Annotated in this window: 14 protein-coding genes; all 14 read left to right on the top strand. The window is 31.7% G+C overall.

The features are described from left to right. Positions 1 to 444 carry an acyl-CoA thioesterase gene (locus ACXAHM_RS03255; RefSeq protein WP_474958961.1) on the top strand — a complete coding sequence of 148 codons (444 nt, stop codon included), beginning with the start codon at positions 1 to 3 and terminating at the stop codon, positions 442 to 444. Positions 445 to 448: 4 nt separating this feature from the next. After that, on the top strand, positions 449 to 1,588 hold the full coding sequence (locus ACXAHM_RS03250) for a beta-ketoacyl synthase N-terminal-like domain-containing protein (RefSeq protein WP_474958960.1): 1,140 nt from the start codon (positions 449 to 451) through the stop codon (positions 1,586 to 1,588). Continuing rightward, complete coding sequence (locus ACXAHM_RS03245; protein ID WP_474958959.1) at positions 1,581 to 2,198, top strand: hypothetical protein; 618 nt, start codon at positions 1,581 to 1,583, stop codon at positions 2,196 to 2,198. Before ACXAHM_RS03250 ends, ACXAHM_RS03245 begins: the two co-directional genes overlap by 8 nt. A gap of 39 nt (positions 2,199 to 2,237) precedes the next feature. After that, positions 2,238 to 2,495 (top strand): phosphopantetheine-binding protein, encoded by a 258-nt coding sequence (locus ACXAHM_RS03240; RefSeq protein WP_474958958.1) that lies wholly within the window; start codon positions 2,238 to 2,240, stop codon positions 2,493 to 2,495. Positions 2,496 to 2,522: 27 nt separating this feature from the next. Beyond that, entirely contained in the window at positions 2,523 to 3,725 is a 1,203-nt protein-coding gene (locus tag ACXAHM_RS03235; RefSeq protein WP_474958957.1) for a beta-ketoacyl-[acyl-carrier-protein] synthase family protein, read from the top strand. A 1-nt stretch (position 3,726) separates the two neighbouring features. Continuing rightward, positions 3,727 to 4,719, top strand: a complete 993-nt coding sequence (locus ACXAHM_RS03230; RefSeq protein WP_474958956.1) for a beta-ketoacyl synthase N-terminal-like domain-containing protein — start codon at positions 3,727 to 3,729, stop codon at positions 4,717 to 4,719. Then, positions 4,712 to 5,485 carry a polysaccharide deacetylase family protein gene (locus ACXAHM_RS03225; protein ID WP_474958955.1) on the top strand — a complete coding sequence of 258 codons (774 nt, stop codon included), beginning with the start codon at positions 4,712 to 4,714 and terminating at the stop codon, positions 5,483 to 5,485. Before ACXAHM_RS03230 ends, ACXAHM_RS03225 begins: the two co-directional genes overlap by 8 nt. Next, positions 5,482 to 6,114, top strand: coding sequence for a flexirubin biosynthesis/transport protein LolA2 (lolA2, locus tag ACXAHM_RS03220; protein WP_474958954.1), 633 nt, complete (start codon positions 5,482 to 5,484; stop codon positions 6,112 to 6,114). The genes ACXAHM_RS03225 and lolA2 overlap by 4 nt, the downstream gene beginning before the upstream one ends. Next, a complete protein-coding gene (gene lolB2, locus ACXAHM_RS03215) occupies positions 6,092 to 6,739 on the top strand; it encodes a flexirubin biosynthesis protein LolB2 (RefSeq protein WP_474958953.1) in 648 nt (215 codons plus the stop codon). The genes lolA2 and lolB2 overlap by 23 nt, the downstream gene beginning before the upstream one ends. Beyond that, positions 6,729 to 7,100 carry an ApeI family dehydratase gene (locus ACXAHM_RS03210; protein WP_474958952.1) on the top strand — a complete coding sequence of 124 codons (372 nt, stop codon included), beginning with the start codon at positions 6,729 to 6,731 and terminating at the stop codon, positions 7,098 to 7,100. The genes lolB2 and ACXAHM_RS03210 overlap by 11 nt, the downstream gene beginning before the upstream one ends. Before the next feature lie 3 nt (positions 7,101 to 7,103). Beyond that, entirely contained in the window at positions 7,104 to 8,297 is a 1,194-nt protein-coding gene (locus tag ACXAHM_RS03205; RefSeq protein WP_474958951.1) for a DUF2062 domain-containing protein, read from the top strand. Positions 8,298 to 8,376: 79 nt separating this feature from the next. Next, positions 8,377 to 12,234 carry an MMPL family transporter gene (locus ACXAHM_RS03200; protein ID WP_474958950.1) on the top strand — a complete coding sequence of 1,286 codons (3,858 nt, stop codon included), beginning with the start codon at positions 8,377 to 8,379 and terminating at the stop codon, positions 12,232 to 12,234. A gap of 3 nt (positions 12,235 to 12,237) precedes the next feature. Beyond that, complete coding sequence (locus ACXAHM_RS03195) at positions 12,238 to 13,764, top strand: phytoene desaturase family protein (protein ID WP_474958949.1); 1,527 nt, start codon at positions 12,238 to 12,240, stop codon at positions 13,762 to 13,764. After that, on the top strand, positions 13,761 to 15,413 hold the full coding sequence (locus ACXAHM_RS03190) for a C45 family autoproteolytic acyltransferase/hydolase (RefSeq protein ID WP_474958948.1): 1,653 nt from the start codon (positions 13,761 to 13,763) through the stop codon (positions 15,411 to 15,413). Before ACXAHM_RS03195 ends, ACXAHM_RS03190 begins: the two co-directional genes overlap by 4 nt. Position 15,414 lies beyond the last annotated feature (1 nt).

Genomic DNA, 15,414 nt, shown 5'->3' with positions numbered 1-15,414 from the left:
ATGGGTAAGAAAAAAGAAAAAGCTACTCATTTAGTAAATCGCACTGAATTTCCAGTAAGGTTTAGTGAAGTGGATACTATGCGTATTGTATGGCATGGACACTACATTAAATACATGGAAGAAGGAAGAGAAGCTTTTGGTTTGGAACATGGAATTAGTTACATGCAAATTTATGATAGGGGCTATATGGTTCCTATCGTAAGTGTGCAATGTGATTATAAACAGCCACTTCGATATGGTGATAATATCATCGTCGAAACTACTTTTGTAGAAACACAAGCGGCTAAAATTATTTACGCTTTTAAACTTTACAGAAGTACAGATAATGAATTGGTTGCTACAGGAAAATCATATCAAGTTTTCATTACTGAAGACCATGAATTGCAACTTACTTTTCCTGATTTTTTTATGGATTGGAAAAAATCCAAAGGTATAGAAGTTTAAAAAAATGTCGAAAGAAGTATACATAGTATCTGATCATTTAATTTCTCCTTTAGGAAATAATTCTGAAGAGAATTTCAAATCCTTAATGGAGAATAAATCAGGTATCAAGCCATGTTCTATACATCAAGAAGATGTAAATTACTTGTCTTTGATTGACGAGGAAAAACTGATAAATTATTTTCCATTTTGGAATGAATTATCAGATTATACTCGTCTTGAGAAGGTATGTATTGCTTCAATAAAATCAGCTTTAGAAGACACAAATGTTGATTTGAAGGATAATAAGACTTTATTATTACTTTCTACGACAAAAGGAAATATTGATCTTTTAGATCAAGGAGAAGTTAATAGAGAAAAACTATTTATTTCTTCTATGGCTAATACTATCGGTGGTTATTTCCAATGTGCTAATAAAGTTCAGACCGTATCTATTGCTTGTATTTCTGGTGTAGCAGCATTAAATATTGCTACTCGTTCATTACAGTTAGGTAAATATGATAACGTGATTGTCTGTGGAGGTGATATTATCAATAATTTTACACTTTCAGGTTTTACAGCATTTAATGCAGTAGCAGATGAACCATGCAAACCTTTCGATAAAAATAGATTGGGTGTTTCACTAGGTGAAGCAATCGGTACAATCATTTTATCATCAAAGGAAAAGAAAACATTCATAGTATTTGATGGTGGAATATGTAATGATGCTAATCATATTTCAGCTCCTTCTAGAACAGGGGAAGGCGTATTTAGGGCTGTAAAAAGAGCATTGGATAAATATCAAATTTCTGAAAAAGAGATTGACTTTATTTCAGCGCATGGTACGGCAACCATGTATAATGATGAAATGGAGGCACATGCTTTTAATCGTTTATCATTATCTGATACTCCTCTCAATAGTTTTAAAGGATATTTTGGTCATACTTTAGGTGGTGCTGGTGTAATCGAATCAATTATGACGTTGCATTCGATGAAGAATAATCTTTTGATATCCTCAAAAGGTTTTTCTGAATTAGGAACAACATTACCTCTAGATGTAATTACCGAAAACCACTCAAAAGAAATTAATTTAGCATTGAAAACAGCTTCAGGATTTGGAGGATGTAATGCAGCAATTTTATTCCAAAAAATAAGCGACTATGACTAATTATTCTATATCTGATTCTATCAGTTTATCCAAAAATGAAGTAATTCTTAAACAGGATAAAAAAAGCTATAGTGCAGACGATACAAAGAGCTTTTTAAAGGAACTTTATAAAGAATTATCTTTGGGTTATAGCAAGTTTTTCAAGATGGATGTTTTATCTAAAGCAGGTGTATTAGCCACTGAGATTTTAGTGAGAAATAATTGTCTTAATGAAAAGTATGAAAGCGATGAAATTGCATTAGTTATTGCGAATCGTAGCTCATCTTTGGACACTGATTTAAAGCATCACGATACGATCAAAGATGAAAAGGCTTATTTTCCAAGCCCTAGTATTTTTGTATATACTTTACCAAATATCGTTTTGGGTGAAATTTGTATCAAAAATAAATGGCTAGGAGAGCAGATCTTTTTTTTACAAGATGAATTTGATACTGTTTTTATGACAGATTATGTTCATCAACTTTTTGAAACTACGCCTACAAAAGCATGTGTTTTAGGTTGGGTAGATTATTTAGATGAAAAATTAGATGTGAAATTGGTATTAATTGAAGCTTCGAAAGATGGACAAATGCCATTTGATGAGCAAAATATCAAAGTCATATTTGAATAAAAATTGTTGATAAGATTAACATACAAACAAGATATTAATATGAACATTGAAGAATTAAAAGAGAGTTTAAAAGAGCAAATTATTGATCAACTAAACCTTGAAGAAGTAGAGGTAAGTGACATCGAAAATGATGAACCTTTATTTGGTGATGGATTAGGATTAGATTCTATCGACGCTCTTGAATTAGTATTGCTTCTTGAAAAAGATTACGGAATCAAATTAGAAAACCCTAAAGCGGGTCGTGAAATCTTTGGTTCTATCAATACTATGGCTGAATTTATTATTAAAAATAAGTAGACTAAGTAACTAGACTTACCAACCACAATGTCAAAAATTTTTGTTACAGGTATAGGTGTTATTTCTGCCATAGGTAATGATGTCTCTTCTAACTATCAATCTCTTCTTGATAAAAAATCAGGAATTGGACCTATGAAAAGGTTAGATAGTGTGCATGCAGACCGATTACCAGTAGGTGAAGTGAAACTAACAAACGATGAGTTAATCGCTGATTTAAAATTAAACCCTGATGAGACTTATTCAAGAACTCTTTTATTGGGTTTAAAGGCTGCTCAGGAAGCTTGGGATGATAGTCAAGGAGCTGTTGACTCTTCTATTAAAACAGGCTTTATATCTGCGACAAGTGTAGGAGGTATGGATTTAACGGAGAATATTGCAAAAGCTTATTTCTCTGAAGAAACAGTTGATACTTCTGTTATAAAAAAACATGCTTGTGGTAATAATACTCGTTTTATTGCTGAACAACTTCAGATAAAAGATCATATTTCGACTATTAGTACAGCTTGTTCATCTTCTGCAAATGCAATGATGATGGGTGCTAGATTAATCAAACATGGTATTTTGGATCGTTGTGTTGTTGGAGGTGTAGATGCATTGACAAAGTTTACTTTAAATGGTTTTGATTCCTTAAGAATTCTAGATTCAAATTATACAAAGGCATTTGATGAAAATCGTCAAGGTTTAAATTTAGGTGAAGGAGCTGCTTATTTGGTAATTGAATCAGAAAAGTTAGTACAAGACCAAAATAAAAAGACCTATTGTGAAATCGTTGGCTATGCAAATACTAACGATGCTTATCATCAAACTGCGTCATCTCCTGATGGTACAGGTGCCTTTCTTGCAATGGAAGAAGCATTAGCATTGGCAGGGATTGAAAAAGAGAAGATTGATTATATTAATGCTCACGGTACAGGTACTGAAAATAATGATTTGTCAGAAGGAACGGCTATTCAGCGTTTCTTTGGGAAAGGAAATGAACCCTTATTTAGTTCTACTAAACCCTATACAGGTCATACTTTAGCAGCATCTGCAAGTATTGAAGGTGTGTTTTCATGCTTAATGCTTAACCATAAAGTATTGTTCCCGAATCTGAACTTTGAGACACCAATTCAAGCATTAGGAATTGTACCTGTCACTGATGTTTTAGAAGATCAATCAGTACAGACAATATTATCCAACTCATTTGGTTTTGGAGGCAATTGTTCAACAGTAATCTACCAGAAAAAATAGTATGAAAACGTATATCAACGGAATTGGTTTAATCTCACCTCAACCTTCGTTTGAGAAAGATTTTACAGTCAATACTATCGCAGGTGCTGAAGGACAATATGCAGAAGTAATTCTTCCGCAGATTAAAGAATATCTTTCGCCAAAAGTATACAGACGCATGAGTAAAATCATTCGAATGGGAGTGATTTCAACAATGATTGCCATGAAAGACGCTGGTGTTGAAGAAATATCAGGTGTTTTGATTGGGACAGGATTAGGTTGTGTTCAAAATACTGAAAAGTTCTTATCCTCTGTAGCGACAACAAATGAGGAATTATCAAACCCTTCTGCTTTTATCAATTCCACTCATAATACTATTGCAGGTCAAATTGGATTAGTATTAAAAAATAATGGGTACAATACAACCTATACACAAGAAGGAGTTTCTTTCGAAGTAAGTTTATTAGATGCTTTTCTACATACAAAAGAACAACCTTCTAAAAACTGGATTGTAGGTGGTATGGATGAAGTAACTTCTGTAATGCAGGATTTGTATGCTAAAAATACAGATACGAAGGAAGTTTGGGGAGAAGGCGCCGGTACATTTTTATTATCAGGTACAAAAGCATCTTCGACTTATGCAGAATTAATCGGGATTCATACACTACAGGGAGAGGTAGATAAAACAGACTTAACTTCATTAGTCACTGATTTTTTACAACGTTATTCATTAACTGTAAAAGATATTGATCTTGTATTAACAGGGGATCATTTCGTTGAAAAGAAATTACAAAACTTTTATTCTTCAAAAGAATTAAGAGTTGTTGATTATAAAAAGTTCTGCGGTAATTTTCATACTTCATCATCTTTTGCAGTAGGTTTAGCCGCTATGATTTCGAAAAATAAAAGATTATCTCAAGACTTATATGAAGGAGAAGAAATGAAGGGCTATACATTAATTCATACCTCTTATTTCGATAATTCTCAAGGATTAATACTTATCAAGAATGTCTAAGTTTCATTATTTTATACTGATAAATACCTTATTACTTTTACTTTATTCAGGTATAAGTTTATATCATAATGTATTTATGGTAGGGATAGTGATCGCTTATTTATTGGTTTGTTCAGGAATAATTGCAATTGGAGCCACCAAAATTGAGTTGAATTTTTTTTTAACTTCTTGGAATAAAAACCCTTATAAAAAACAAGTTGCCCTTACCTTTGACGATGGACCTGATCCTGAATTGACTACAGAAGTATTGGCATTATTAAAGAAACATGATTGTAAAGCAACCTTCTTTTGCATTGGTAAAAAGGTTAAGGAACAACATGAAATAATTAAAAATATCAATGATGAGGGACATGAATTAGGAAATCATACTTGGAGTCATAGTAACTTTTTTGATATTTACCCTACAAAAAAAGTAGTCGAAGAACTACAAAACACATCCGATGAACTAACGAAAGTAACTGGAAAAAACCATTTTCTTTTCCGTCCTCCCTATGGAGTTACAAATCCACATATTGGAAATGCAATAAAAAAGTTAAATTTGCAATCAGTAGGTTGGAGTGTACGTTCATTTGATACTGTAGCGAAGGACAAAACAGCATTAATTGAAAAGGTTACTCTGAAGATTAAACCTGGTGATGTCATCCTTTTACATGATACCAAAAAGGTAACTGTAGAAGCTTTGGAAGACCTAATTCAAGACATCAAGCAAAAGGGTTTAAAAATGGTTACTGTTAGTGAATTATTTGACAATACAAGCTTGCAATGAAAATATACCTAAGTTCATTTTTTATTTTTTTCTATCTCATTACCCTTAATTGTTTTGCTCAATTAACGCAGATAGAAAGCACAGATAATGAAGTAAAGCAATTAACAGAGCATTCAGCATCACTTCTAAGTATAAGTAGTGACTTTGTTCAGAAGAAGCACCTTTCACTTATGGATCAAGATCTAATAAGTAAAGGGTATTTTTTGTATAAAAAGCCTAATAAATTAAGATGGGAATATACTACACCTATCGAATATAGAATCATCATTAATGGAGATATTATTTCCATGAAAGATGAAGAAAAAACGAATACTTTCGATGCTTCTACCAATCCTATTTTTGCTGTGATCAATTCACTTATGCTAAATATGATCAATGGTAAAATTCAAGAGGATGAAAACTTCCAAATCAATTATTTTAAAGGTAAAGGAGAATTAATTGTAGAGTTAATTCCTAAGGACATGAATTGGAGTAGTTATCTTTCTAAACTAAAACTATACATCAAAACAGATGGATATGATGTGTACAAAGTAGTAATAGAAGAGGAAGGAGAAGATTACACGCAGTTTGATTTTGTGAATCGTAAAAACAACCAAACTATTTCAGATGAAAAATTTATTGAGAAATAGTATTTTATTATTGTTAGTTTTTACGGTTTTTGGCTGTAAATATTACGATAAAAAAGGATTTCATAAAGAAGGTGTTACAACATGTGACCCATCTGATATAGCGATTGATTTTTTTGATAAAACATCGCTTTTCAAGATGAAGATCTTTTTTTATAAAGAATATTATTCTGGATTATTGGTAGTAAAAAAAATAGATGAAACACATCGTCAAGTAGTATTGTTAACTGAAATTGGGATGAAACTCTTGGATATGACAATTACGAAAGAAGATTATGTTGTCAATCACGTAATACCTCCTCTAGACCGTAACATTTTATTAAAAGGTTTGTGGGATGATTTCAGTGATATTTTTATTACGACAGAATATGAACAAGAGACCATTAAAAAATATTGGTCTAAAGATGAGCAAAAGCTTTTCAAAGTAAAAGAAGATGAAAAGCAATATTTACTCATAGATAAAGATAACCATAGAGTACAACTTAACGATATAGGTATGTTAGGAAGTATCTCAAAAGTGATCAGCTTTGAATATGTTGGTGAGGAAATAGAGAAAGTAGTGATACAATCCAACCAATATAAATTGAAAGTTCAACTTGAAAAAAAGAAATTGAACAATGCTAAGTAAGACAGGATTTTTTGAACTTAATAATATAGAAAGTACTGAAGGTAAATACCATGCAAATGTAAACCTTAACAGTACTCATGAAATATATAATGGACACTTTCCAGGACAACCTGTAATACCAGGGGTTTGTATGTTGGAAATGATTAAAGAAATTTACCAACAAGAAACAGAACAAGATTTTTTTGTGACTAACATAAAAACGATAAAGTTCTTATCCATTATAGATCCAACTGCCCAAAGTGCAATTGAGATCATCATTCAGGAGGTAAAAGTAGAAGAAGAAGGAGTGGAATTGAAAGCGGAGATAAGAGATACAGAAAAAGCTTATTTCAAATTCAGAGGAAGATTCCAAAAAAGATAAGTGATGCAGGTAGAAGAGCAATATCAAAAGTTTCAACAAGAATTCGATACTAAAAAGTGTTGTGTTCTAATACCTACGTACAATAATGCAAGAGAATTAAAAGGTGTTATTGATGCGGTATTGGAATACACATCAAACGTGATTGTTGTAAATGATGGTTGTACAGATGAAACAGCTTCTATTCTAACAAAATACGATACCATCACTATTATGGGATGGGAAGTAAATCAAGGAAAAGGTACAGCTTTAAAAGAAGGTTTTAAAAAAGCAGAAGAACTGGGGTATGATTATGCAATTACCTTAGATTCTGATGGCCAACATAGAGCGACAGATTTACCAGTTTTCTTAGAGAAATTAGAAAACCACCCCAATGCAATTATCATTGGGGCAAGAGATATGGAGCAAGGAAATGTTCCCGGTAAAAGTAGCTTTGGTCATAAATTTTCGAACTTCTGGTTTACTTTTGAGACAGGAATTAAAGCTCCAGATACACAATCAGGTTACAGATTATATCCATTGAAAGCTGTGAACTCTATTCGCATGATTTCATGGAAATATGAGTTCGAAGTTGAAATTTTAGTTCGATCTGCATGGATGGGAGTGGAGATTACTTCTGTAATTATTGATGTGTATTATCCACCAACGGAAGAGCGAATTTCTCATTTTAGACCTCTTCAGGATTTTACGAGAATTAGTATTTTAAATACTGTATTGGTGACGATTACGCTTTTGTATATCAAGCCAAGAGACTTATATCGTAAGATTAAAAAAAAAAATCTGAAGGACCACATTTATGATCTTTTCTTAGATACTAAAGAGACACCATTACTGAAAGCTACATCAGTTGGTTTTGGTGTTTTTATGGGAATAGTACCAATTTGGGGGTATCAATTAGCAGCAGCAATTGGATTGGCTCATGTATTAAAATTGAATAAGCCATTAGTTATTGTAGCAGCAAATATTAGTATTCCACCTTTTATTCCTTTGTGGTTGTATGCAAGTGTAAAAACAGGAGAATATCTATTGAATAGAAAAATGGAAATCCATAGCTTGGACAGTATTACTATAGAAGCTGTTCAAGAGCATTTATCTATTTATCTAACAGGAGCAACTGTATTTGCAATAATTATGGGCTTAGGTTGTGGTATCTTAAGCTTTGGTGTTTTTTACCTTTTACAATTCAGAAATAGAAAATAAAAACAAGATTTGTCATTCTTTACTTACAGATCTATTATTTTTGAAATTATTATCTAACAATGATTGAAGTAGACTATCAATGGACAATTTTTTTCTAAGTATTTTTTCATTCTTCCAACGCCATTTTACCGTATTAATAGCATTAATTTTGATGTTTCTGATATCAGTAGCCTATACATTTTACACAGTAGGCTTTGAAGAAGATATTATGAAGATGCTACCTATTGACAAAAAGGTAGAACAAACGAGCTATATACTAAAAAATAGCCGTTTCATGGAGAAAGTGATTGTGATGGTTTCTTCAGAAGAAGAAAAGTCCACTCCAGATCAATTGGTAAAAGCGATTGATGCCTTAGATGAAAAATTGAACCAAGAACCTTTATCTCAATATATTGAAAGTAAAGTGGGGGAAGTTGATCCATCATTATTTTCAACCTATTATGATAAAACCTTTGAGCATTTACCAATTTACTTGACAGAGCAAAATTATGCTAATTTAGAATTAGAATTTGAGAAAGGTAGTGATTATTTGTTCAAGAAACTTTACCAACAACTTATCACTCCTTCGGGTTTGATGGTCAAAAAATATATTCCTAAAGATCCTTATATGTTGGTTCCTCAAGCGTTGAAAAGACTTGAAGGTTTCCAAATGGATAATGGAGTGTCTATATATAAAAATCATTTTTTAAGTGCAGATAAAAAAACGGCATTACTTTTCATTTCACTTTCTCATGCAGGAAGTGATTCAAAGAAAAATGCAGCTTTTTTAGAACAATTTAATTTAGCAACAGCAGCGATTAATGGATCATCAAATCATTTAAAATTTGAAATTTTTGGGAATCCAATAGTAGCCTTATCAAATGCAGATCAGATTAAAAGTGATGTTCATCTAACCGTCACAATTGCTTTAGTTTGTATCATTTTATTGATTAGCTACTACTTTAGAGATAAGTTTATCTTCCTTTTATTATTAATACCGATTGTATTTGGATTTGGTTCTGCCGTAATTTTTATGAACCTATTCAAATCTTCCATTTCATTGATAGCAATGGGAATGGGAGCAATTTTGATTGGTATTAGTATTGATTTCTCACTACATGTTCTCACCCATTATAGAGAAAACAATTCTTCAAAAAAAGTAATAAAAGACCTGACTGTTCCGATTCTTTTAAGTGCAGTGACAACTTCTATTTCCTTCTTATGTCTTTACTTTTTAAAGGCAGAAGCAATGAATGATCTTGGGTTATTTGTGGCCATAAGTATTGTATTTTCGGCATGTACAGCATTGATAGTATTGCCTATTTTGTTAGAGAAATTTGGGTATAAAGGAAAGAAAAATAGAAGAACTCCAGTTATAGATTATTTAGCAGAAAAGAACTTTGAGAAGAATAAATGGATAATACTACCTATTCTTCTGTTTGTGGTGAGTTGCTTCCTCTTTACAGATAAAGTGACTTTTGATCCTCATCTAGATAATTTTAATTTCAATTCAGTAGAAGTTGATGAAGCAAGAGATCACCTTGAAAGTGTAAGTTCATCTATTGTAGATAATGTACTGTTGGCTTCTCAAAGTACAACTTTAGATGATGCAGTTTATAAAAATTATCAATTACAATTTACTTTAGATTCAATCCAAAAGGAAGGATTTGACTTTGATGATATGATCGTAAGTCAGTTAATTATTCCTACGAAAGTTCAAGAAGAGCGAATAAAGAAATGGAATTCATTTTGGACCACTGAGAAAGTTGATTCATTAAAAATTGCATTTACAAAAAGTGGTGCAAAATATGGATTTAAAGAAAGTACTTTTGATCAGTTTTGGAAAAAAGTGCTAACAAAAGGGACTATTTACCCTATTGAAGAACAGGTCAAAGTCTACCAAGATTTAGTAGGTGATTTTATCATTCAAGATGAAAATAAAGTGGCTGTAACTTCACTTCTTAGAGTCAATAATAGTGGTCAGAAGAAAGAATTAATAGCGTCTTTAAAATCAGAGACTAAAGCAATAGTAGTAGAAAAGCAAAGTTTCTTAAATACAATTATTGAATTATTACATACTGAATTCGATGCTTTAGTTTTAATGTCATCATTAGTGGTATTTGTACTGTTATTAATGACTTTTGGAAGAATCGAATTGACAATAATATCTTATACTCCAATCATTCTGTCATGGGTGATGACTTTAGGTATAATGGGAATGTTTGATATTCAATTCAATATTTTTAATGTAATTATTTCCACTTTTATCTTTGGTATTGGTGTTGATTACAGCATTTTTATCACAAAAGGACTGGAGGAAAATACAATTAACCAATCTAATAATCCATTGAAGATTTATAAGAGCTCAATTTTATTATCTTCAACAACTACTTTATTAGGCATTGGAGCAATGTTTTTTGCCCATCACCCATCGCTAAGGTCAATGGGAACATTGACGATCATTGGCATCTTCTCGGTATTGATCATGACATTTGTGGTACAACCTTTTTTGTATAATTTATTTATAACAAATCGTGTAAATCGAGGAAGAATTCCAGTCCAATTTATACAATTAGTTAGAACAATCATTGGGTATTTTATTTTTATATCAGGAGCTATTGTTCTGTCTATCTTTAGTTTCTTTTTATTCTTTCCTGGTTTAAAATGGAAACTACAACAGCGTAAAACATTTTTCCATCATTTGATCTGTCGTTTTTGTAAAATATTCTTAGCATCTCCTTTATTTGATGGTAAAATTTTTACAGGACAAGAAAATACGAATTTTGAGAAACCTTCAATAATTATTGCGAATCACCAATCATTCCTAGATATATTTTTAGTGTTAGCGACAACACCGAAAACTTTATTATTTACAAATGAATGGGTTTATAATTCACCATTATTTGGTAAGATTGTTCAAAAGGCGGATTATTTCTTGGCTTCTAAAGGAATTGATGAAAATCAATTGGATAACTTCAAGAATTATGTTAATCGTGGTTATTCAATTATCATTTTCCCGGAAGGAACAAGATCAAAAACTGGAGAAGTCAAACGTTTTCATAAAGGAGCATTTTTCTTAGCAGAACAACTCGGGTTGGATATTCAACCTATGTTGATTCAAGGAACTCATCGTTCGATAAATAAGGGTGAATTCTATTTTGAAAATGCTGATATCAATGTACGATACTTACCAAGAATTGCAGCCAAAGACTCATCATGGGGAACTACGTACAGAGAAAGAACAAAAAGTATTTCTAAGTACTTTAAAAAAGAGTACCAACAGTATTGTCAGGAAATTGAAACAGTAGATTATTTTCAGAAGAAAGTAATGTCAAATTACCTTTATAAAGGACCTGTAACTGAATGGTATGTACGTGTGAAATTGATGTTGGAAGACAACTTTAGATTGTTGGATTCTTTGATTCCAAGGGAAGGTGTGATTACAGATTTAGGCTGTGGTTTAGGTTATGCGACACAAATGTTGGGTTATGTATCTCCAAAAAGGCAGATTTTAGGGGTAGATTACGATGAAGATAAGATAAGAATTGCTAAAAGTGGTGTATTTCATGATTCAAATATTAATTTTACAGCTGGAAATATTGTAGATGTTCCAATTGAAAAATCAGATGTTTTTATTATCAGTGATGTACTACATTATATTCCTAAACATCTACAGGTAAATGTATTAGATAGATGTCTTGCTCATCTCAATCCGAATGGTTTTCTTCTGATTAGAGATGGAGATAAGGATGAGGAGGAAAAACAAAAGAAAACTAAATTGGCAGAAGTGTGGTCTACTAAGATTATCAAATTCAATAAGACAGAATATGATTTAGAATTTATTTCTAAAAAGGAGTTTACCTCTATCATAGAAGAGAGAAATTGTACTATCGAAACAATTCCTATGTCTAAGATTACTTCAAACAGTCTTTATATTATTAGAAAAAAAGAGAATTAAACCATGGAGAACACATTTGATATTGTAATCATCGGTAGTGGACTTGGCGGTTTACAGTGTGGATATATTCTTGCTGACGCTGGATATAGTGTTTGTATTTTAGAAAAAAACAGACAGTTCGGAGGTAATCTTCAAACTTTTGTAAGAGATAAAAAAATCTTTGATACTGGTGTACATTATATTGGAGGATTAGATAAAGGACAAAATCTTTATCGCTATTTTGAGTATTTTGGATTAATGGATGATCTAAAAATTAAAAAATTAGATGAAGATGCATTTGATCTGATCTCGTTTGATAATGATGAAACGATCTATCCTTATGCTCAAGGATATGATAATTTCATCAATAAACTTTCAGAAATTTTTCCAAAGGAAAGAGAAGCAATTGAAACATTTTGTGATAAAATGCAAGAGATTGTACGACAGTTTCCTATGTATAATCTTGAGCCTGCAAGTATTAATGAAGAATATTTATTATCACTTGAAGAAGGTCTGGTAGATTATCTGAAATCAATTACAGATAATGAGAAACTACAAAATGTTTTAGCTGGAAATAACTTATTGTATGCTGGGAGAGCTTCAAAAGCACCGTTATATGTGCATGCTTTAATTCTGAATTCATATATAGAAAGTAGTTATACATGTATTGGAGGAGGTTCTCAGATTGAAAGAATTTTGACCAAAAACTTAAAGAAAAAAGGTGTTGTATTAAAAAATTACGCTGAAGTTACTTCTATTAATATTGGAGATAATAAATTAGCTGAATCAGTAACAATCAATAATGATGAGGTAATTTATGGTAAGAAGTTTATTTCGAATATACACCCAACGATGACTTTAGATTTAGTCGAAGCGCAACATATTAGAAAATCTTACAGAAAACGTATCAACAGTCTTGAAAATACTATTTCAATTTTTATTATTTATGGTGTTTTTAAAGAGAAATCATTTAGACATGTAAATAGCAACATTTATCATTTTGCAAGTGATAATGTTTGGGATAGTGTTGAATATACGGATGAAGAATTTGCGAAAAGTTATGCATTATTCTTCTCCCAAGATGAGAAAAATCCAGAATACAGTGAAAGCTTCTCTTTAATGACTTATATGAATTATGAAGAGGTGAAACAATGGGATAAAACATTCCACACAATACCGAAACATAAAACTGACAGGGGAGATGGGTATACTGAATTTAAACAGGAAAAAGCCGAAATTCTTTTAAAAGAAATTGAAAAACGTTTACCGGGTTTTAACGGTAAAATCAAGAGTTATACATGCTCGACTCCTCTTTCATTTAGAGATTATATTGGAACAGTAAATGGTTCTTTATATGGAATTGAAAGAGACCACAAAAATGCTCTAAAGACATTTTTAACTGCTCAAACAAAGATTAAAAATTTGCTACTGACTGGACAAAACTTAACACTTCATGGAATTTTAGGTGTAACGATCAGTTCATTTATAACTTGTAGTGAAATTATTGATCTTAATGTATTAATGGAAAAGGTTAATAATCAAGCAAAATGAAAAAGGCACTTATAATATTAACGATACTCATCTTAGGTATTGTTTTTTGGGTAAGATCATTTTTATACATAGATCCTCCTGTGATCAGTGAGGAAGTATTTAATGAGACTATTGTGATTGATACTCTTGGTAAAGATCATTACAGTCTTGGAAAAAATTATATTAAGAAAAGAAAAGAAGGACTTTGGGAAGTGTATTCAGAAGGGACTCCATTCGAAATGGGAAGATCTGTGGGGACATTGGCTTCAGAACTTTTGTATAATCAAGAGGTTGCTTTTGTTGCTCAAATCAATGAAATCATTCCTTCTAAATCTTATTTGAATTTCTTGAGGGTATTAATCGCTTTCTTTAATAGAGATTTAGATAAAAATGTACCGGATGAATACTGTGAAGAAATTTATGGTATGTCTCAAGGTTCTAGTGATGAGTTTGAATACATTGGGCCAGCTTATCAACGTCTATTGAACTACCATGGTGCACATGATATTGGACATGCTTTACAAGCGATGGCTTTAGTTGGTTGTACATCTTTTGCTGTGGATGGGCCAAAATCTGATGATGGAAACCTTTTGGTCGGTAGAGTTTTTGACTTTTATGTTGGAGATGAGTTTGCGAAGGAGAAAATGATTCATTTCGTCAATCCTGAAAAAGGGTATAAGTTTGCTTCAGTCACTTGGGGTGGGTTTATTGGTGTAGTTTCAGGTATGAATGAGACAGGTTTAACTGTAACAATTAATGCTGCTGAATCTGAACTTCCGTCATCTGCAGCAACACCTATTTCATTAATTGCAAGGGAGATTTTACAGTATGCATCAACAACAAAAGAAGCCTATGAAATTGCTAAAAAAAGACAAGCATTTGTCTCTGAAGCTATCTTAGTTACTTCTGCAAAAGATAATACAAGTATTAGTATTGAAAAATCACCTTCGGCTATTGATTCTCTAGGAATGTCGAATAACATATTATTAACGACAAACCACTATAAAACGGAATCAATGAAGATGCCGATTGATTACGATACTTCATATTCTAGCATTTATAGATATCAAAGATTAGAAGAATTAATTGAGCAAAAAGATAGTCTAACTGTCACTGATGCTGCTAGTATTCTAAGAAATAAACAAGGAATGCATGATGCAAATATTGGTTTAGGTAATGAGAAAGCTGTCAACCAATTAATTGCTCATCACGCAGTCGTATTTAAGCCTGAAACAAAAGAAATGTGGTTGTCATGTACAGATTTCCAATTAGGTGAATTTGTCTATTATAATCTTGACTCTGTTTTTTCTGAGGACAATATTGCCATGCACAGTACAGCTCCAAATGTAGAGAGAAACATCGCTCAAGATGAATTTGTAGCAACTGCAGATTACAAACAATATTTAGAATTTAGAAAACTAATCAAGGAGTATAAAAAATTGGATGAAGGAGAAGGTTTATCAAAAGCTCAAATTGAACATTTCATCAGCCTTAATCCTAATTCTTATTATACTTATGAAATTATCGGAGATGTGTTTTCAAAAATAGATAATGGTGAACAAGCTATTTTCTATTATAAAAAAGCACTAGAAAAAGAAATCGCTACCCACCACGAAATGGAGAATATTAAAACTAAAATTTCTTCATTCACTGAGAATAACAAGAGTTAGA

Source organism: Flammeovirga sp. AWQ4_249, from assembly GCF_056161045.1.
This window is presented reverse-complemented; position numbering and strand designations above follow the sequence as displayed.